Genomic DNA, 21,397 nt, shown 5'->3' with positions numbered 1-21,397 from the left:
AAATCACAAACTTCCCAAAACAATTGTTAATGCCTGAAGTACTCCCCGTCTACTCCAATATTTATCATTAGTTAAATTGTGTCTTTTGTGATGTACACTCTCTATTTTGGCTACACGTAAAATACTGTAGCGCTATAAATAGTATAAGATGAAATTATTTAGAATGACAATAAAAAACATTATAAAATTAGTCTAAATAAGTATAGATTTGCATTCATGTAAAATCAATTCAGAAATCCAGACTTAATAACCATTTTATTGAAATTCTTTAAAGAATAATGAAGAAAAAAGTAAAGAAAAAAATTGGACAATTACACCTTTGGTTAGGACTTGCTTCAGGCCTTGTTTTATTTGTGGTAGCTTTAACAGGCAGCCTTTTGGTATTTGAAAAAGAAATTGATCAGTATATAAATCCAGAGTTTTATATTGTTCCTAATGTAGGCAAAGAAAAAAAAACAATTGATTATTGTACAGCTGCGATAGAGAAACAATATGGAATTGAAAAAATAAACCGTATTGTAGTTTATAATGATCCAAAACGTACTATGACTATCATAGGAAAAGACACCGATGGAGAAACACAAATTTTCTCAATAGATCCTTATACAGGAAAAGTGCTTGGAACTATCGCACAGGATAACAGATTTTTCTCTGTAATTTTAAACATACACAGACACTTATTGATGCATGATATTGGTGAAATCATTACAGGTTGTAGTTGTTTAATCTTTGTGTTCATGCTGATTTCAGGCCTGATTTTATGGTGGCCTAAAAAAGTTAAAAACCTAAAACAGCGACTTACCGTAAAATGGAAAGCTTCATTCAAAAGAGTCAACTGGGATTTTCATTCGACTTTTGGATTTTATACTTTCCTGTTTTTATTAATTATTGCACTTACGGGTTTAACATGGTCTTTTAAATGGTTTGAAGATGGAATGTATTTTATAGCAAATGGTACGTCCGAAAGGCTTTCTGTTAAAGTAGAAAACCCAACTAAAATTGATCCACAGTCTGACAAAGTTTCATTTTATCAAAGTATATATCAAAAAACAGATAGTATTTTTCCATATAAAGGTAACATCCAGATCAGGATGCCGGCAGATACCGTTAACAGTATCTTAGTTTTAAAAGAAAACTTAGAATTCAATATACCAAATCAGTCCAGTGCGCTTTATTTTGATAAATACACAGGCAAAAACATAGAAATCAGACCTTACGAATCTTTTTCGAAAGGAGATAAATTAAAACGATTGATATATCCCATTCATACAGGAAGCATTTATGGATATCCTACTAAAATACTTGCTTTCATGGTTTGTCTTATTGCAGTAACCTTACCTATTACAGGATTATTGATCTGGCTGGGTAAACGAAAAAAGAAAGCAGCTCACTAAACCTATAATCTTAATTTTTTCATTTTTTAAATAACTATAAATTAGCGATTTATTAAAAATTGCAGTTTTAAATTAAAAAAATTCAGAAATTTATTTGGATAACCGTATTTAGTGCTTATCTTTGCACCCGAAACATCGCGGGATAGAGCAGTAGGCAGCTCGTCGGGCTCATAACCCGAAGGTCACAGGTTCGAGTCCTGTTCCCGCTACAGAGAATAACCCATCAAAATTTTGATGGGTTTTTTGTTTTTTATTACCCCCTTCAACGCTTGAAAATGTTGAAACTAAGGCAAAAACTAGGTTCACTTTATTAAACTAATGAATATATTAAATGACATGAATTAACTAGCCCGTTTAGCCCTTTCCCAGTTTACCGATTGTGATTTTTTTAAATACCTGAAAAATCCTAATATCACACATAAATTCATAATGAAAAAATAATAAGGAACAAACAGAATTTTAATCCTTGTCTCTCTGTTTTCTAAAAACCAGCCTAACAAAGCGGCTGCATAGAAAAAAAGCTGCATCCAAAATAATATAGAATAAAATCCAAAGGATATGATACCTTCATTAAATGCTAAAATAGATAAAACAGGGATTAGGAGAATAAGACACAAAGGTGTTAGACTCCAACGTAAAACGCGATGAGAAATGTATTGAAATGAGAGTGTTCCATATTTAAAAATATTCAATAAGGAACGTAATCTTACAATAGACTGAATACCGCCGGCAGAAATTCTAATTTTACGTTTAAACTCTTCTCTTACACTCGCTGAAGCTGTTTCAATTGCATATGCCTCTGGATCATATTGGATGGTATATCCTTCTTGAGCGACTCTTAATGATATGATGAAGTCGTCAAGCAGCGTGTCTTTTTCAACATGACAATATAATTGTGTCCTAATTGCAAAAAGTTCTCCTGCAGCTCCAACAACAGAATATAATTCGGCATCCCATTTTTTTAATGCCGATTCATATTTCCAATAGATTCCTTCGCCTGCTCCGGAAGCTACATCACTTTCTTTATCAACAATTCGTTTTTCTCCGGAAACACAGCCAACAGCAGGATTGCTAAAAAGATTCACGATGCGTCTGACTGATTCCTTTCCCAGATTGGTATTGGCATCACTAAATATTACAATTGGTGTTTTTACAAATTCCATACCCCGATTCATAGCCCCAATTTTTCCATTTCTTTCGTCTAAATGATAAACCGTTGTATTAGGATACCCATTTAATAAATTTGGTGTTCCGTCATTAGAACCATCTGTAACCCAAATAATGTTTAATTTTTCTTTAGGGTATTCAAGTTCTAAGGTATTTTTCATTTTTGCTGCTACATACTCTTTTTCATTATAGGCTGCAATGAACAATGTAACTTCTGGTTCATAATTAGGATCAATATTTACCTTATTTCCAAGTTTAAAAAAACGTCTTATTTTTATAATTAAGAATAATAAAATACCGTATCCTACGTAGGTGTAAACAATAATAAACAATAGAAGCCAGAAGGTAATTTTTAATACTGTCATCGCTTTTAATTTAAAATGAATATTTATTTTCAATTATTTTTTCGAGAAAATCTCCAAATTCCACCACTCTGCTTTCCCAAGAATTAAGCTTGGCAAATTCTATTCTCTCTTTAATTAATAAGTCATTATCGTGTTTTAGTTCATGTTCAATATATGATTTGAAAAGAATTTTATTTTCTGCTGATTTAACCATGGCTTTAAAATCGGTTAAATTAGCGAAAGCAGTCATAACCACCGGAACTCCAACGGCTAAATATTCATTAATTTTTAATGGATATATGTTTTTATTAACCTCATCCATTTTATAGGGTATAATTCCTAAATCATATTTTGATAATAATTCAGGAACCTCATGTGCTTTTACCGATTTAAAAAAGGCAACATTGTCATATTTCGATAACCTTTCTTTTATATTCTGGTTTAGCAAATAGCCTGTAAATTCAAATAGAACCTGAGGTAATTCCTGAATTACATATTCCATAATATCTATGTCAAACCTAAAATCTAACGTTCCTATATAGCCTACTTTTTTTTGCGCTGAAGGACTTGAAACGTTTTTTTTGGCATGTGGTTCAAATAATTTGAAGTCAACACCATTTTTAACTACATAGCTTTGTGCATTTAATTTATGTTTTTCAGCATTTAAATAATCCGATGTTGTTATAATGCCATCCACTTGCTTGCAAAATTGTTGTTCAATACTATAAATCCTTGATTTATGTCTTTGTGTATCCATCCCGTCGTAGCAGTAATAAACATTTAAATATTCATTCAATTTACCAATCATTGGCAGACCGTACATTGGGTTGTATGCTGTGATGATAATTGGATTGTTCAACTTTAATTTCTTTATTATTTTACGAAGCTGATTTTTATAAATAAATACATTGATACTAAAAAACTTTTGAAAAATTGATTCATTTTTTATAAAATCTACGGGTAAAACAGGAGGCATAACTAAATGTTTGACAATTGCACCGTCATCTGTTTTTTCTTCTACGATTCTTTTTTTGAAACCTAACATTCTGGATACTTGTGCTCTTTGTTTTCCTAACAAAGACATTACAACATCTTTGACTGTAAATGGGTATTCAACAAAAACTATGGTATTTTTCTCTGCTAAAAGTGATAACAATTGCACCGTAGATTTAGTAAACTCACCATGCCAGGTAGTTTGAGAAATGCAAATAATATTTTTACCTTCAATCATGATCTATTGTTTTTTTGAATGCTCTAAATGAATTAATTCATAAAGCTTTAGATACTCTTTTGCCATATTTTTCCAGGAAAATTGTTTACTACGCTTCATTCCTTTATCGCAAAGAGATTTTCTGTACGCTTCGTTATTTAATATTTCAATAATTCCCTGAGTAATTTCTTCCGGATTAAACGGATTAATAATATGGGCAGCATCTTCTGCAATTTCAGGCATCGATGACGTATTTGATGTAATAACAGGCACATTACACGACATAGCTTCCAGCATTGGAATGCCGAAACTTTCTCTAAGTGAAGGATATAAGAAGATGTCGCATTGTGAATAAATAGCCGGTAAATCGGTATTAGTTACATATCCTGTCAAAACAATATGATTGATAAGATTAGTATCGTCAATTTCGTTTAAAATGAAATTGAGTTCAGTTTTATCATAATCAAGCATTACAAGTTTATGATTAGCCTCAGTTTGCTTCAAAAAATCTGAAAAAGCTTTGAGAGTTCCTTTTGTGTTTTTTTTAGGATCAGTATTACCAAGAAAAAAAAAATATTTATCGGGTAAATTGTATTTTTCCTTTACTTGCTGCAGTTCTTCTTTATTGATAACAGGTTTAAAATGTTCGCTTACCCCATTATAAATAGCATCCAATTTTTTATCGCCTTTAATTCTAAAGAATTCTCCGATTCTGTTTTTTTCAAAATGGGATACTGTAACCACTTTTTTACTCCTTTGCACAACACGTGGCACCACTAGTTTTCTATATATATTTCCAAACTTTTGATAGGTACTTGCACTGCTTTTTAGTATTTTTAAATAACTGCTTTCCATGTAAATAATGTCATGAAGAATCGTAATCAAAGGAATAGAAGTGAAAAATGGTGCCGTATTACTTGTACAATGCAATACATCGCAGCCATATTTTTTTGCAGCCTTTGGCAATGCTATTTGTTCCCATATTGGATATGGTCCGCCATTTAATTCAATAATCTTAAAGTTTGTAGTTTCTTTAAGAACAGAACGATCTTCATCTGGTTTTACAAAAATAAAATATTCATTTTCGTGGTCCAGATCCTGGAGGTTCTTTATGAGTTCTAAAGCTACCATGTCCATACCGTGCTTTTTTTTTCGAAAAAGTCGCTGACCTTCTATACCTATTTTCATGATGCTCTTTTTTTAGATTGATTGTTTCCACATCTGGATAAAAATGAGAAGCAATTATTTATGATTTCATTTTTACATTTCTGAATTAATATGTTTTTATAGCATAATTTCAAGTTGTTTTTTTTGAACTTGACGTATGCTGCGTATGAATAAAAGTTTTATTAGCACCTTTAATTTTTAACAAAGACAACAACATCATAAACATTCCTTTTGGTAAACTCATTAATGCTTTTAATGTTTTTAGATTGTAAAAAGATTTTGGCACCGAGAAAACAAAAGACATTATACAGGCTATTACTAAGATAATCCAATAATTAGAGTAAGGATTTTGATAGTCTAAAAAGTAATTAGCTGCTAAAAAAGCAATACTGCATAGTATAACAGCTCCTAAGAGTAATATCCTGGGTGGTTGTATAAATTGAATTGCTTTATCAAAATAATCAATATTACCTTTTAAAAGTAAATGTTTAGAGGCACTTAAAATATCTTTCCTGAAGTAATGCAATTGTGCAGACAGCCAACGGCGGCGCTGATTACCAAATACTTCTGCTTTTTGTATTTTTTCATCAAAAACTACAGCATCATTGAGATAGACAATTTTGTGCCCTTCTTTAAGCATTTTGAGTTCTATTTCCTTATCAAATCCTCCCACAGCAGTAACTGTTGCCATAAGTGTTTTAAAATAATGGTACTTAAAAGCCATTCCGGAACCTATTATTGCAGATGATAATCCTAAAACCCGGTGTCCTTTCCTAAAAATGTTATTGTTTATTTCTTCGCTAATGGCATCTAGAACAGCCCAGGAATTGTTTGTGTTTTTTGCTGTACGATGCCCTTGAACCGCAATAAACCCATATTCAAAAGCTGCATTTACTTTCTTCAAAAAATCAGTATTCATAACGTTATCCGCATCAAGAACAACTGCAATATCATAATCACTTCCTAGTGCATCCATCGCTTTGTTTAAAGCCTTAGATTTTGTGCTCTTTTCAAAACTTACCTCAATAACTATAATAGGTAAAGTCTTTAATGCTGCAATTGTTTCGTTTTGAAAAGAATCGGCAATAATTACAACATCATAAAAATCTGATGGATAATCTTGCTGTAAAGCTGCACTTGCAACTTCAATAATTACTTCATCTTCTTTATATCCCGGAATAAGAACCGCTATTTTTTTTATATTCCCGTTATCATAATATTTTTTTTGTTTATAAAATAAGCTTGCTATGGAGAATATTAAAATATATAAAGTTGCAAAACCCAAAAGGCTTAATAAAACAATTTGTATGATATTAAATACTAGCATAATAAATTTTATAATTAAAACCGTTAGGGCTCAAGATTAATTAATTTCGGTTATTTAAATTTTCTTAGTATATCTCTCATTTTTAAAGCGTATTTTCTAAGGAAAGGCAAATGCTTGCCACTTTTAAGATTATACATAAATGATTCCGATTCAAATATCATTTCGAAATTCTCTGTGCACAAAACAGGTTTCTTTGTTAATCTATTTATTTCCAGAGCCTGATGGTATTCACTTTCTATAAACAACACGTAGGGTTTAGACAGGTAAGCTTTTGCCTTATGATCACCATGATTGTTGGCACGCTGTCTTGCCGCCATATTTGGTAAATCCAGCATCACTAGTTCATTATATTTGATATTGTTTGCAGCTAACCAAGTTTCTGTTTCTTTCCGGTATTTTTCTAAACGCGATGTTACAATAGTTCCAATCTTGCTTCCCGGAATAAACAATGGCGGAGCATTTAAAATAAAATCGATATATTTTTCTCCGTCATCATTTTGTTCTGGTAAAGGATCTGCACATAACACCCCATCAATATCAAAGCAAGCTTTTTCTAAAGTTGTATGATTGAGGATATTCCACTGAAAATATCTGGGCAAGGGTACAAATTCAAAAAAATAATCAACCATTTTTTCTTTACCCGGAATTACATAAATAGCACAATATTTTATATTGAATTTACCATTGAGATGTTTTAAACTTTCTTTAACCTCAACCATGGCAGAACCTGAAGCAATACTATCATCAACCACAAGTACGTTTTTAAATTCTGAAATATCAAAAAACTGGCTTCTGGCACCTGCTTTATAAATATGCCCATTCAAAAATGAATGGATATCGGTATAAGGCCTATTAAGATACAATGCCAATAAATTTGCAGGAAGCATACCACTCCTGGGGACACCTACAATCAAATCAAAATTACGCGGAATTACACTTAATCTTTTAAGTATAATGTTATTCAGGTCTTTTACATTTCTGTAATACATAGTGCTAAGTTTAAGGAATTACTATTTGTGATATGTATCTTCTAAATTGTTTTGAATGGTTAAGCGTTTATTGTTTAAGTAATTTGGCCTGATCTTCTTCTATTTCCTTTTCATAAACATCAGAATTTAAAACAATTGCCATTGTTGCGTAGATTAATAAAGCAGTTGGCATTTGTCCTAAAACGGCATTTCCATAAGAAGCAATCATAATACCAGCCATCCCTGCAATAAGTGAAGCCATTTTAAATTTCAACATTGGATCACGAATTTTAAACATTACTTTTAGTGAAGCTTTTATCATTACATAAAAAAGAATGCCTAAATGCAGTATTAATCCAACAATACCCTGTTCGACCCATATTAATACATACCAGCTATCGGTAGCTACGTTGGATAAAAAAGCATTTGGCAGGTATTTTTGAGCTTTAGTGCCTCCATGACCAATACCTCCGCCAAACGGTCTTGACGCTAAATAATTTTTGAGTATTTTTTGATTATCAAGCCTTACCTGCAAAGAGGCATCATTTGGGTCAAAGGCTGTTCGCATCCTTCGTACCTGAGCATTACCCTGAGCAATAGTTGTGTATTTGAAGAAGATAAAAACGATCGCTAAAAATGCAACGCCAATAATAATAACTTTTACATTTTTACTTAAAACAAAATAGGTCATAAAACCAACTATAGGTACACTCAAAGCACCTCGTGTACCCGAAATGACCATTCCATAAATTCCTAAAAGGCCCACAAAGATGAAAAATATTTTTCTCAGTTTCTTTTGCTGTGACATTGCGTAAATCAAAAAAACAACTCCTGTATATCCTTGATTTGCACCAAATTGCCCAGCATCACTATAAAATGAAAAAACTCTAAGTTTACCAAATAAAATATGTGTTTTGTAACTTCCTTCATTTAGCCATTCTTGTTCTGCACCATCTACTCCAAGAGTCATTTGCATGATCCCTTTTAACGTTGCCAGTATCGAAAAAGCAGCCCATATGTAAAAAAAATAGCTGAGTCTCTTTTCATTCTTTATAAATATAAAAGTTAGCGGTATGAATAAAAATGGATAAAAAGCGATTCCTCTTCCTGAAATCCAAGCCTGAATACTTCTGGCTTCTGGGTTAACCAATTCAAAAATAGAATATCCCAACCATAATAGTGATAAAAATGTAATGTCTCTTTTAGCAGGAGTCCAATCGATGCGGGTTTTGAACTGATTCATAAACAATGCTAAATAAGTCAGGACTAGTATCCCATCAATTGCAAACCCTAATGGCAACCCTTTTACATATCTTCCGATGCCAATTATGATAAAATTTAATGCAATTGCGGTATAATAACCTATAACAGGATAACAAAATAAATAATATAAAAAGACAGATCCGAAAATGATAGCCAACAACAATCCAATTCCAATAATACCTAATTTTACTATAATCAGGGCGGAAATTGACATTATACTAAATAGCATGATCAAATTCCCTGGCTTAGAAATATTCAGGGATCCTGAATAATTTTCAAATGGATTTATGTTATTATATTCACTCATTATCTAAAATTATTTTCAATTTTCACACATTTTTTATAACGATTATGAGTCACTTTATTAAAAATTGAGATATAAAACTTTATACCACTCCTGAAAATTTCTTTGAATGAAAGGGATAACTCCTGATTAATAAAGAACATCCCCATCCAAATGCCAATAATGGTAAATAAAATAGAAGCAATAGCTACAAAAATTAAAGATTTAAATATAAAAATAGCCACTAAATCCCCTATGACATTGGCAATTACCATAACAAATACCTTGACGGCATTAATTTTTGGTTTATTGATGCTGTCCAAACCAACCCCAGTCATTCTATCAATAGGCAATAATAAACCGTATATGGAAAATACCCGAACAATATCTACAACATTAAATCCTGTTATGGGATCTGTTTTTAAGAATTGATTTCCACTTATAAGCATAACAAAGAATTCTGCAAATACAAATGTGAATAAACTTATTGCCACAAAAAGATAAGTCAAGGCTCCTGAATACGTATAAAATAGACTTTTAACTTCATTAATTTGATTGTGTAAACTAGCTTTAGACATCTTTGGAAAGGCCGTAGCAACAAAACTACGCAATGGTATTTGTTGTAATTCTGTAAGTTTTAAAGGAATACTGTAAAGAGCAACTGCAGCACTGCCTAATGGACTTAGACTAATAATTAAGGTATCTACGCTTCGTAATAAATTAGTCCCGATCAGTGTAAACGTAGTGTATTTACCAAAATGCAATAAGGTTTTATTGGTTTCTACACTTGCTTTATTAATGAGAATAATTCCATCCCAGCCCAGAATAAAGCTTATAATTGATGTGACTGCATTTACTATAATTAGGCCTATAACTAATTGGTTTAGACTTAAATTTAATATTAAAAAATGTGTTAGGATTATTAAAAAAAAACAACCGCTGTTTATGGCCTTAAGTGCCAAAATTTGCTTGTATTTTCTATCAGCCTGTAATACTACTAAAGCAATATTCCAGGGAAGATTTAAAAATGCCAGCAACGGATACCACTTAAAAAAAATAGTATATCCAGAATTTTGAATTGCCTCCGGAAATAATAATTCACAAATAATCAAAATTAAAGCAACTAAAATTGTGGCACCTAAGCTTATTAGTGCGTTAGAGCCGATTAGTTTAACTCTCGATGAATCATCAGCTCCGGAAAGATAACGTATCAAACCGGTATTCGTTATACCAAATCTAAACATTTCTACAAATGATCCCGCTGCCATAAACAAAACCCATTCACCAAATACTTCTAAAGATAAACTTCTGGCGAGTAACGCGAAACCACCAATGCCTAAAATAGCAATGATAATATTTCCTGATAAGGACAGGAAATTATCTTCGCTTACTATTTTTTTGAGTGTTTTCATTTGTTCTGTAGTTAATTAAATTTGGCTTTTAGAAAAAAATTGAAATTTGAACATTGCTTTTATTTTTTTTCTGAAAACACTTCTTGTTTTTGGCAGATCTCCTAAAACCGATTCGATTTCATTTAGATCAACACCATTAACTATTACATTAATTTTTGAAGCAGATGTGGCTAATAAATTACTTACAGCTGATTGATCAGCATCAGACCATACTCTGTTTGAGCGGCATACAAGAATACCTAAATCTGCATACGTTATCAATTCAGCCGGATAATTGTAATTAATTAGAGAAGGTAATTCTATAATTACAAAGTCCGGACTATAATTTAATGTAATATTATTTTGCTCTAAAATGTCAGTATAGTTTTTAGCATTATAAAACGAACTATTCATAGCGTATGAATGATATTCTGAATCATCAAGGTAATCAGAAACATCAGCCAAAAAAGGATTATTAAGATCTATGCGCGGATCTGGATAACCTAAAATTTTAGTAATAAATGGAAATTTTCTTTGCTGTTCAATAGGCTGTTGTTTAGTATCATAATTTAGAAATACTATTTTCTTTCCTTCTTGTTTCAAAGTCTTGGCAATATTACCTGCCAAAATGGTTTTCCCTTCCATTTTATTGGTGCTGAACACGACTATGGTTTTTACTTTTTTTTCAGAGGACTGTGTACCAAAGTATTGCAATATATTTTGAGTAATTATCTCGATTAGTCTTTTTTGAATGAAAGCCAGATTTACATTTCCGGGATCCAATATTATTTTAGGTACCATGCCTAATGATTTTATTCCTAATTGTTTGCTAGCTCTACTGGCATTTTTTATAGTATCATCAAAATACTCCATCATCAAAATAATTCCCAGAGTTAAAATACCGCCCAGAAAAGCCGCTGCAACAATAAGCAGTCCTCTTTTAGTTGGATTGGCTGATAAGGGATAAAAAGGAGGATCAATAGATTTTATGTTAGAAGACATCTCATTGTCTTGTAGTTTTAGTTTAGCCAAATTTAATCCGTGAAGTAATTCTAAATACCCTTGTTCTGAAACTGAAATTTCACGTTCTAATCTCTTTATAGTAGCACCTGCTGGCGCATAAGTAGCATATTGTTCTTGAAAATCCTTATTTTGTTTGTCCATTACCTTTATTTTGGCCTTAAGGTTTTCAGACTCAACAACAGTATTCATCCAATCTGGAAGTGTTTTCGTTAATGGAACACCATCAACAGTATTATTATAACTGTATATTTCATCAACACTCTTTTTGATTTCATTATTTAAAGATTCTCTTTCCTTTTTTAAAGTATTGATTTTAGATAAAATATTTTCACTCGCATTTGATTCTAAACTTGCTTCGTTGAGTGCAATTTGATAGTTAATATACCCTAATAATTTCTTTTTTTCCAGAATCTTGTTATTCTCACTCTGAATATAGTCTTGTACATTTAGCTTTTCTTCAATTCTTTTGGTTGATGCCTCTGTACCGGCAAGTTGAGCTTTTTTATTATTATAATCAACCTCCATATCTTCTTTTACTACTGCAACCGCCTTACTCTGCTCATAATAGTTTATAATTTTATTAGCCTTATTGAATTCAAGAAGTTTATCTTCAGCTAATTTTAAATCATTATTAGCCATAGCAAGCTGCTGTTGAAAGTATTTAACTACAGCATCTGATCTATTCTCTTTTATGTTTTTATAATTTTTAATACAAATTGCATTGTAAATTTCTAGTGTTTGCTGGCAAATACCCGGGTCATCAACGGTATAAGTCATTTTTATTAAATCACTGCTGTTGATTCGAATGGCTTGTATACTTGATAAAGCTTTAATGGAATAATGCTTATCATTTTCATAATTAAGCAGCTCATAAATATAATTATCGTTACTGCTTTTCATTAACTTCAATAGTCTTCTGACTGTTTTTTCGTAATTGTACCGATTAATTTCTGGAGGAATCGGGCTATTAACAAATAAAGTATCTGTTTCTAAATCTCTATTATTATTACCCTTTTCAATGTAATCATAAATTTCTTTTGGCACTTTTAATTTTAACTCATCAAATATTTTTTTTGAGATAAACTTTGGATTGGCCTTAGGCAGCATAAGGTGTGTAGCTAATAACCGTACAGCTACTTCTTCTTGGGTTTCTCTTGAATTAATAATGTTAATTAAATTATCAAAAGCGGTGTTAGTGGCAAAATAATTGAATGTTTTATCCATTTCAATAGAAGAACCAGTAGCAAGTCCTGTATAAAGAACCGTTTGAGAGGTATATTCTAAATTTGGTTTACTAGTCAGAACTAATACTAATAAAGCTAAAGATAATGGTACCATAATTAAAAGTACCAAGTGCCTTAATATTAGTCTTATGAAATCAATTATTTTCATTTCTTTATTTTGAATTTGTTAAATTAAATACAAACCCTGCCATATCTTCAAGTAATTGTTTAGCAATAATAAATTCAGATTTAGCCATTTCATAATCTGCCTCTAAATTTGAAGTCATTCCTGTTATCCTTACATACTCAGAAACAGGAACGATACCATTCCGAAATTCCTTCTCAACCATCTGCATATTAATTTTACCATCACTCAGGCTCTTGGATCTTATTAGAAGCAATTTTTGTTTTAGAATTAAATCCTGATATAGTTTTATAACCGTTTGTCTTATTTCATCTTCCTGAAATTCAGCCATATTTTTTGCCTCATCAACCTCAAATTTGGCCAATCTAATCTGGTTTTTTCTGTTTAACATATCAAACACCGGAAACTTTACATAAAAACCTACACTATAATTATATTGTCTTGAAAGTGTAGAAAAAGCAGTGTTAGAAACACCATCCTCACTATTTGAAAAATTATTTAAGGTACCATACCTGCCATCAGCCTGAAGTCCCATATTTCTTGTCCAATAGATACGTTCAGATTCTAATGTAGATTCTTTTACCCCAATATGATTCTTTCTGAATTTAAGCATGGAGTTTCGTTTTAATACCGAATCGATAACCGCTTTAAGAGGAGGAAATTCAGACTCACTTTCATTTATTGAAAGATCATTATATTCAATTGTTTGTGCCTCTGCAAAATTCAATGAAAACACTATTAAAGTAAAAAGTGTAATTATTTTCAATCTTTTTTTCATATAAAATATTTAGGGAGCAAGCCTTTTTTTAAACTGAACCTTTTTGAAGCAAGGCCGGAATCGTTCTTAAAATGAGTTTTATATCATACCAAAATGAATAATTATCGCCTTTAAAATGATCTGCATATTCATTATCGAGGCGCATTCTTTCTTCTTCAGACATTTGTCCGCCTTTACCTCTTAGCTCTACCTGCCATAAACCTGTAATACCGGGAGGAGCCAGGAACCTTTTTGATATATCATCTGCTGTTAATAACTCAGCTTCATATACAGGTAATGGCCTATTCCCTACAATAGACATATCCCCTTTCAATACATTAATTAACTGTGGTAATTCGTCTATACTGGTATTTCTAATGAACTTACCAACTTTAGTAACTCGGGGATCATCAACAATTTTGACAAAAGTTGAATTATTCTTTGCAGCTTCCCGCTTTTGAACATTAAACCAATAGTCACAAATCACGTGAGTTTCTATATACATCAAAGGCGAACATGATTCTCCATCGGGCAGTTCACTACATTTAGGGCAAGGAATATCCAGCGGATTGTTTGTTGTTGCAGGTTCCTTTTTATATTGATTTTTTTCCTGAGCTAATTTTTTTAAAAGCTCGTCTGAACCGGTACGCATTGATCTCAGTTTGTAAAAGTCAAATGTCTTACGCCCTACCCTTTTTGAAATATAATATACTTTCCCTTTTGATTCTAATCGTATAGCAAGTATAATAAGCAGTAAAAATGGTGATGCCAATAAGAGTACCATAGATGCTACAAAAACATCAAAAATTCTTTTTGACAAAGGCATTATGTAATTCTCTTCAGAGACTTTTTGTATTATTTTTACTCTTGAAGGATTTTTATTGACACAAAGAAATTCAATTCTGTTTAAAATATCTTCTGGCGCAGTTACAGAAGTTACATAAAAATCATCAATTTGTTTTTTGAATGCTGATTTATAAATATCAACATTAAATTCCTTGGATAAAAGAATAAAAGGGACGCTATCAAATTTGTCCTTTTTTCGGATCCAATCAAAAAGATATATTCCATTGTTTCCTGCTAAATTATAATCACAAATAATAGCATCAGGATACTTTTGAGTGTTTAGATAATTAGTAGCCTTGGCACTATTTTCTAAAGTAATTATTGACCATTTATGTTTTTCTTCTATGATATCAAAATAGGCAGGAACATTTCCAATATATAAAATATTAAAATTTGGATTCATATTGATTAGGTCTTTAGATTAAATTCTAATTTCATGCAGTCAAATCCCTACCATTCAATGGCATAATGAATTGGATACAGGTTTTTTTTAACCAATTCATCCAGTTCTTCCGGGTTAAAAGGCTTTGTAAGATAATCCTGAGCACCTAATTTGTAGCATTTTATACGTTCCTTGCTTTCTGATTTTCCTGAAAGCATAATACAGGGAGTATGTTTTGTAAATCCACGCTGGCGAAGTTTTGTTAAAAATTCATAGCCATCCATGTTTGACATTTGAATATCGCTAATAATTAAATCCGGGATACTGCTGTCTAACCATATAAGGGCATCCAGCCCATTATTAATTGTAACTACCTCATAATTCTTGGAAAGGAAGTTATCCAACAAAAGACAAATACTTATTTCATCATCTACTACTAAAATTTTCTTTTTCATATTTTTTGTTTTGAAGTATTTTAAACTATTTCACCTGTTTTGTATGACTCAAACAATTGATTTAAAATAATCTATAGTTTTTATCAACCCCTCGTCCAAATTTATCTTGGGTGACCAGTCGAGTTCTTTTTTTGCTAAAGAAATATCCGGCTGTCTCTGCATTGGATCATCTGAAGGCAAAGGCTTGTAAATAATTTTTGATTTAGAGTCTGTTAGTTCTATTATTTTTTTAGCTAATTCAAGAATTGTAAATTCATTAGGGTTTCCAACATTTACGGGACCTATGAAACTATCTTTAGAATTCATTAACCTTATCATACCTTCTACTAAGTCATCAACATATTGAAAACTTCTGGTTTGATTGCCCTGCCCATACACTGTTATATCTTGATTTTGCAAAGCCTGAACAATAAAATTCGAAACTACACGTCCATCGTTTGGATGCATTCTCGGACCGTATGTATTGAATATCCTAATGATTTTAATTTTGACATTATTCTGCTTGTGATAGTTTAAAAACAAGGTTTCTGCAGAACGCTTTCCTTCATCATAACAGGCTCGCTCACCTATAGGATTTACATGTCCCCAATAGGATTCCGGCTGTGGGTGAACTAATGGGTCACCGTACACTTCGCTGGTAGATGCTTGTAGTATTTTAGCATTAACACGCTTGGCAAGCCCAAGCATATTAATAGCACCCATTACCGATGTTTTCATTGTTTTAATAGCGTTATACTGATAATGTATCGGTGAGGCCGGACAGGCTAAATTGTAAATTTCATCTGTTTCTATAAAGAAGGGAGACGTAACATCATGACGGATTAATTCAAAATAAGGATTATCTAATAAATGTACTACGTTTTGTTTTTGTCCAGTAAAAAAATTATCTAAACAATACACTTCGTTACCCTCGTTTAATAAACGATCGCATAAATGAGATCCGACAAAACCAGCACCACCAGTTATAAGAATTTTTTTTCGAGACATACCTTAGGATTTTAATTTTAAAGTATGTTTAGCTGTATCTATACCAATACAGAAATAGTCAAAACCACTTTCTCTTATTTCATCTGCATCATATATATTACGACCATCAAAAATCACAGGCGTATTCAGTAGTTTGTAAACAATTTTAAGATTAGGAAACTTAAATTCTGGCCATTCAGTAAGTATGGCTAAACAATCCGCATCAATTAATGTTTCGTATTGATCTTCGCAATAAGAAATAGTGCCCCCAAAGTGATGTTTAGCTTCATTAATTGCAATTGGATCGTATGCCTTTACTATTGCACCTGCTTCCAAAAGATTTTTCACTATGCTCAATGAAGGTGCCTCACGCATATCATCAGTTTGTGGTTTAAAAGAAAGTCCCCATAATGCAATAATTTTACCTTCAATATCTCCTTTAAAATAATTCATTATTTTATTAAAAAGTACTAGTTTTTGGTCTTTATTAACCTCTTCAACAGCTTTAAGTACCCTTAAGTCATAATTGTATTCACTAGCTGTTTTTATCAATGCCTGAACATCTTTTGGAAAACAAGAACCTCCATATCCAATTCCTGCGTATAAAAATTTTTGCCCTATGCGTGAATCTGATCCAATACCCTTTCTTACTTTATTTATATCTGCACCAACAATTTCGCAAAGGTTTGCTATTTCATTAATAAAACTAATTTTTGTAGCGAGCATTGAATTTGCGGCATATTTTGTCATTTCGGCAGAAACAATATCCATAAAAATTACTGGATGACCGTTAAGTGTAAATGGCTTGTATAAACTTTTTAATAAATCCTCAGCCCTTTCACTTTCTATTCCAACAACAATTCTATCAGGTTTTAAGAAATCGTCAATCGCTGCTCCTTCTTTTAAAAACTCTGGATTTGATGCAACATCAAACTCTATATTAACATTCCTTTTATCTAACTCTTCTTGTAATGCCTGCTTTACTTTTGCAGAAGTGCCTACAGGTACAGTACTTTTTGTAACCACTAATAAGTAATCCTTAATATGTTTACCACAATCTCTGGCAACAGCAAGAACATATTTTAAATCTGCACTACCATCCTCATCTGGAGGTGTACCCACAGAAATAAATAAAACTTCTGCGTCTTGCAAAGCTTCTGCTATATTAGTTGTAAAACCCAATCTCCCCTTTTTCATGTTCCTGACAATCATATCTTCTAAGCCTGGTTCATAAATAGGTATAATACCTTTATTAAGGTTGTCTATTTTGTTATGGTCTATGTCAACACAGGTAACATCAATACCTACCTCAGAAAAACAAGCTCCAGTTACAAGCCCGACATAGCCACTTCCAACAATTACAATTTTCATAATATTTAATTTTATAGTTTATTTAAATGTTCAAAACCACTATTTGTATTCGAATTGTATTAAGAAAAATGAAACTTCCGGTTTATATTGAGATAAATGAATTAGGATAAAATTTCAACCTTTCTTAACTCAAATATAATAAAAAAAATATTACATTTTTTTATTTAATCTCTCAATAACAACTATGTAGAGATTAATTTAGAATCATTATTCCCCAAGGCAAATGGATTGTAAAAAAACATTATATTTATTTCATTAATAAAAATTTTAACAAGTTATATAGTTAGCTTCCATTCCGGAAGTACTGATTTTATTGTTCGAATCATGTAAAGATTATTACAAAAGTGCTTACTTAAACTGTTATATCCTTCCTAACTATTTTTAAGCAAAAAAAATAAATCTTTGATTTACAGTAGATTAATTCCAAAAAAGCAAATTATATAACTCGTAAATTTTAATTAGTAAAAAATTGTAAGCTATATTCCATTTTGTTAAGCTATTCATCAATTTTCTTAACTCTCTATATTGTTATTAATCAAGTAGTTTTATTGTAACCTAAGCAGCTTAATTAAATTCTAAATATATAATTGCATAAAAAACTTTTGAAAGCATGACTCTTTCTTAATAAATACCTTGTAAAAGAATTGGAATACAAAGCTTTTTCTTTTGAAACCACTTCAAGATCAAGACTTAACCTTAAACAGAAATAACTTCATAGACTTGAAAATGAATTAAAAAGAAAGGAAACAAGAAAAATCACATTTTTAAAGCATCTTTTCTGTGATGAACCAATGATGTATCTTTTTCTAAAAAAATAACAGAAAAGACTTTCGATCAAAAAAATAAACTTTGTAAAAATTAATAGCCCAGTTACTTTAATAACCTTCTATTTAATTTATGCTTTAGATTTTATCAAAAAAATGGGTCATGGTGTTTAATATCTCATTAAAATTATCATGTAGCATAGCATTTCCTTCGCTTAAGTTTATCTCATGCTCTGATGCCAATTCATAACTTTTCATAAGTCCTAACAGACTAATTTTATGTTTAATTTTATGGACGCTATGTGACGCTAAATCAAAGTTAGCTTTTACAATATTATTCAGATAAGTTTCTCTCTCGCCTGGAAACTCCATTTTTAAAACTTTAAATATCTTTTCTTCAAAAACTTTATCACCTCCAGAAAGCTGCGAAATATAAGTGAAATTCGGTTGTTCCATACTTGCTATTTTTGTTGGAAAATAAATAAATGTTCTACATAATTATAACCTACTTTCAGATGAAAGGGAGTACTATAGACAAACTCAAAGACATATAAAAAGCAATTAAAAGCGAAAATTAATTTTATTATTGCTATTTTTCGATCATTCCTTTTTTGACCTGTTATTCTTTTGAATCTAATCAAAATTATCTGAACATATGGTTCGTAAACAAGTTTGTAAGAACACTCCAGAAACTCATTAATTGCTTAAGAAATTTGTTTTCTTACTACAATAAAGGAAGTATTCCACCAGATGCAAACCTTAGAATTATGTATCTAATCCCTTCTATTTGTTATAAATATTGGAACTATTTCTATATCCAGATTCGTTTTTATACCAGTTTTTATAGTCTACGCCATTGCTTAAAACCCAATTTATAAATTTTAAGTGAGATATATCGATCTTTGCTTTTTCAATTGGATATTCAAAACGATTTGGAAAATCAATAGCCCAAGGTAAGTTATCTTTTGTTTTGTAATATTTTCCTATTCCTGACTGAGAGTTATCAAAAGAAGTTCCAAAGTAAGATCGGTCTGCTAAATCAGTTGGTGCGTAATTTGCCAAATGTACTTCTTTACCCCTTTCTTTGTTTACTATGATAAATGGATTGTAAGGAGCCATTCCGAAGATACTTGCATCAACAGGATTAACCAAATTTATGGTAACTTCAATCGTCTCAGAGGCAACAAATGGCTGGCTGGGGTTAGTGTTACCAGAACCGTGTTTCCATGCATTGTCGAAAACAATTATGGTAGCATTTTTTTGACCGGCTTCAGTTCCATTACCGTTTGTTTTGATGTATCCTTCTGTATATTTTGTTCCTGTTACGGATGCAATTTGCGATGGAGTTACTCCAGGAATTGAGAAACCAAAACCATTTTGAAAACTTGCTCCAATAGCTCTTACTGTAAATTTTCCTTTTAAACTAACTACCTTATTTTGAGCATTTGTAATTCTATTAAAATTATAATCAATCACTAAATCATTAAAATCATAATCTCCTTTTGATGGCCATAAATCTTCAAAAGCAAGTGTTCCAAATATACTGCTGCTGGGGTAAAAGTTATTAAACGCTAGTTTAGGATCATTTGGATAGTCATCTGAACTATCTATTATTCCGTCTTTATCGGTATCTATTCGTTGAGCATTTAATTTTTGAACGTCCGTTATTTCAACGTTTTTTATTGGATTTGCAGTGGCATAGAAAACAGCATCATTGAAGTCATTGTCTCCACCAGGGCGAATTAAATCTTCAAATGCAATTAAGAATACACTCCTTTTATCATCATAAAGCATGACAGTATGTTGGCGATTTTTGATATCTGACTCTGGATTTAACTCTAAATTAGAGTAAAACAAACCCAAGCCTTCTGTTGATAGTCTTGTTTTATCATCCCAACCATTTCGCATCAACATCCAGCCTATTACTGTATTTTTTTCGAAAACACCCAAAGAAACTTTATCCCCAGAATACAATCCTCCTCCTGAACCAGCAAATGATGCATTTGGAAAAATCACAAAACATTCTTTAATATCTGCCGGAGTTTTAGGTGGAAAATCTCTGTCATAAGTGTAGTATGCTAATACATTTTTATATCCAGCACCTTCAGATACAAAGGTAATCCAAACCTCAGCTTTGTCTAAAATTACTAAATTATGCTGGTTATTTCCTAAAAGATATTCCGGATGATATGTGGGAACTGGCATATTTTCAGGCAAAGCATTGTTTACGTCAGTCAAAAAATCTTTATTTATTACATCAGGTTTAGCCACCAAATAATTTGGCACTCCATTAGTGTTATAAGTGCCTATGTAGTTAATTTTCACATTAGCATTCGTTTTACTGTAAAGTCCTGTTTCTTGTTTTGAATAATAGGGGTTACTGCTGGTTTTTTGTTTTTTTTGGGTATTCCTTGTGCCCCCAAAAGTAAAATTAACCACGCCATTTTCTATTGGCACTTTTATTTCTGGAACAAAACCGATAAAGTCCGTTTTTAAAACAACTTCTGGCATATCAGCTTCAAAAGTATAATCTACCACAAATTCCCCTTGTAGATTTGTTAAACCATTGATGATTTCTTTACCATTTTCTTCCTCAAAATTGGTCCAGACACTAACCCTAACATTTGGAACAGCATTTCCTTCATTATCCTGTGTTCGGATAGTTACTTTGGCATCTCTAGTGTTTTTCCAGTCAAATGTTGGAGAAGCTTTTAAATTATCAATTGTAACTTCACCTGGATCTGTGGGAGGTTCAGTAGAATCTTTACTGCATGAACTTAGCAAAAAAACAGCTATTACGAATAACTTCATTAGTAATGAACAATTATTCTTACTTACATTTTTAATGAAGGGGCTGAAATTTTTCATAAATTTTACTTTTTAAGAATAACGAATAATGCGAATAAAATATTGAAAATATCACTTTTACACACCTGAATTATCACTATTAA

At 31.4% G+C, this 21,397-nt stretch carries 16 protein-coding genes and 1 tRNA gene; 2 read left to right on the top strand and 15 right to left on the bottom strand.

Going from position 1 to position 21,397, the window contains the following annotated elements:
• The first annotated feature begins 278 nt into the window (after positions 1-278).
• Positions 279-1,394, top strand: a complete 1,116-nt coding sequence (locus JE46_RS00635) for a PepSY-associated TM helix domain-containing protein (RefSeq protein WP_031453314.1) — start codon at positions 279-281, stop codon at positions 1,392-1,394.
• Positions 1,395-1,530: 136 nt separating this feature from the next.
• Positions 1,531-1,603: transfer RNA gene (locus JE46_RS00630), tRNA-Met, on the top strand.
• Between the two features lie 132 nt (positions 1,604-1,735).
• On the opposite strand, the gene JE46_RS00625 is transcribed toward JE46_RS00630, so the two are convergent.
• From JE46_RS00625 to JE46_RS00555, 15 genes are all read right to left on the bottom strand, one after another.
• Positions 1,736-2,926 carry a glycosyltransferase family 2 protein gene (locus JE46_RS00625; RefSeq protein ID WP_031453313.1) on the bottom strand — a complete coding sequence of 397 codons (1,191 nt, stop codon included), beginning with the start codon at positions 2,924-2,926 and terminating at the stop codon, positions 1,736-1,738.
• Between the two features lie 10 nt (positions 2,927-2,936).
• Positions 2,937-4,136: a glycosyltransferase gene (locus JE46_RS00620; protein ID WP_031453312.1), complete on the bottom strand. Its 1,200-nt coding sequence runs from the start codon at positions 4,134-4,136 to the stop codon at positions 2,937-2,939.
• 3 nt (positions 4,137-4,139) lie between these two features.
• Complete coding sequence (locus JE46_RS00615; protein ID WP_031453311.1) at positions 4,140-5,303, bottom strand: glycosyltransferase family 4 protein; 1,164 nt, start codon at positions 5,301-5,303, stop codon at positions 4,140-4,142.
• Between the two features lie 109 nt (positions 5,304-5,412).
• The gene (locus JE46_RS00610) at positions 5,413-6,609 is read right to left on the bottom strand and encodes a glycosyltransferase (RefSeq protein WP_031453310.1); all 1,197 of its coding nucleotides are present in this window, start codon (positions 6,607-6,609) and stop codon (positions 5,413-5,415) included.
• Positions 6,610-6,659: 50 nt separating this feature from the next.
• On the bottom strand, positions 6,660-7,598 hold the full coding sequence (locus tag JE46_RS00605; protein WP_031453309.1) for a phosphoribosyltransferase family protein: 939 nt from the start codon (positions 7,596-7,598) through the stop codon (positions 6,660-6,662).
• Between the two features lie 67 nt (positions 7,599-7,665).
• Positions 7,666-9,147, bottom strand: coding sequence for an O-antigen ligase family protein (locus JE46_RS00600; RefSeq protein ID WP_051872770.1), 1,482 nt, complete (start codon positions 9,145-9,147; stop codon positions 7,666-7,668).
• Positions 9,147-10,535 (bottom strand): MATE family efflux transporter, encoded by a 1,389-nt coding sequence (locus tag JE46_RS00595; protein ID WP_031453307.1) that lies wholly within the window; start codon positions 10,533-10,535, stop codon positions 9,147-9,149. The genes JE46_RS00600 and JE46_RS00595 overlap by 1 nt, the downstream gene beginning before the upstream one ends.
• 15 nt (positions 10,536-10,550) lie before the next feature.
• Positions 10,551-12,929 (bottom strand): exopolysaccharide transport family protein, encoded by a 2,379-nt coding sequence (locus tag JE46_RS00590; protein ID WP_157505836.1) that lies wholly within the window; start codon positions 12,927-12,929, stop codon positions 10,551-10,553.
• A 4-nt stretch (positions 12,930-12,933) separates the two neighbouring features.
• Positions 12,934-13,683, bottom strand: a complete 750-nt coding sequence (locus JE46_RS00585; RefSeq protein ID WP_031453305.1) for a TolC family protein — start codon at positions 13,681-13,683, stop codon at positions 12,934-12,936.
• 28 nt (positions 13,684-13,711) lie between these two features.
• Positions 13,712-14,911: a sugar transferase gene (locus tag JE46_RS24655; RefSeq protein WP_035136354.1), complete on the bottom strand. Its 1,200-nt coding sequence runs from the start codon at positions 14,909-14,911 to the stop codon at positions 13,712-13,714.
• Positions 14,912-14,958: 47 nt separating this feature from the next.
• Complete coding sequence (locus JE46_RS00575) at positions 14,959-15,345, bottom strand: response regulator (RefSeq protein ID WP_031453303.1); 387 nt, start codon at positions 15,343-15,345, stop codon at positions 14,959-14,961.
• Positions 15,346-15,393: 48 nt separating this feature from the next.
• Positions 15,394-16,332 carry a UDP-glucuronic acid decarboxylase family protein gene (locus JE46_RS00570; protein WP_031453302.1) on the bottom strand — a complete coding sequence of 313 codons (939 nt, stop codon included), beginning with the start codon at positions 16,330-16,332 and terminating at the stop codon, positions 15,394-15,396.
• Between the two features lie 3 nt (positions 16,333-16,335).
• Positions 16,336-17,682 (bottom strand): UDP-glucose dehydrogenase family protein, encoded by a 1,347-nt coding sequence (locus JE46_RS00565; RefSeq protein WP_031453301.1) that lies wholly within the window; start codon positions 17,680-17,682, stop codon positions 16,336-16,338.
• Positions 17,683-18,584: 902 nt separating this feature from the next.
• Complete coding sequence (locus tag JE46_RS00560; protein ID WP_031453300.1) at positions 18,585-18,902, bottom strand: hypothetical protein; 318 nt, start codon at positions 18,900-18,902, stop codon at positions 18,585-18,587.
• Positions 18,903-19,229: 327 nt separating this feature from the next.
• The gene (locus JE46_RS00555) at positions 19,230-21,314 is read right to left on the bottom strand and encodes an LruC domain-containing protein (RefSeq protein ID WP_055726137.1); all 2,085 of its coding nucleotides are present in this window, start codon (positions 21,312-21,314) and stop codon (positions 19,230-19,232) included.
• Positions 21,315-21,397: the final 83 nt, after the last annotated feature.

Origin of the sequence: Flavobacterium chungangense LMG 26729, from assembly GCF_000735715.2 — a bacterium.
GTDB lineage: Bacteria > Bacteroidota > Bacteroidia > Flavobacteriales > Flavobacteriaceae > Flavobacterium > Flavobacterium chungangense.
The sequence above is the reverse complement of the archived record's forward strand: the minus strand, read 5'-3'. Positions and strand labels throughout refer to the sequence as shown.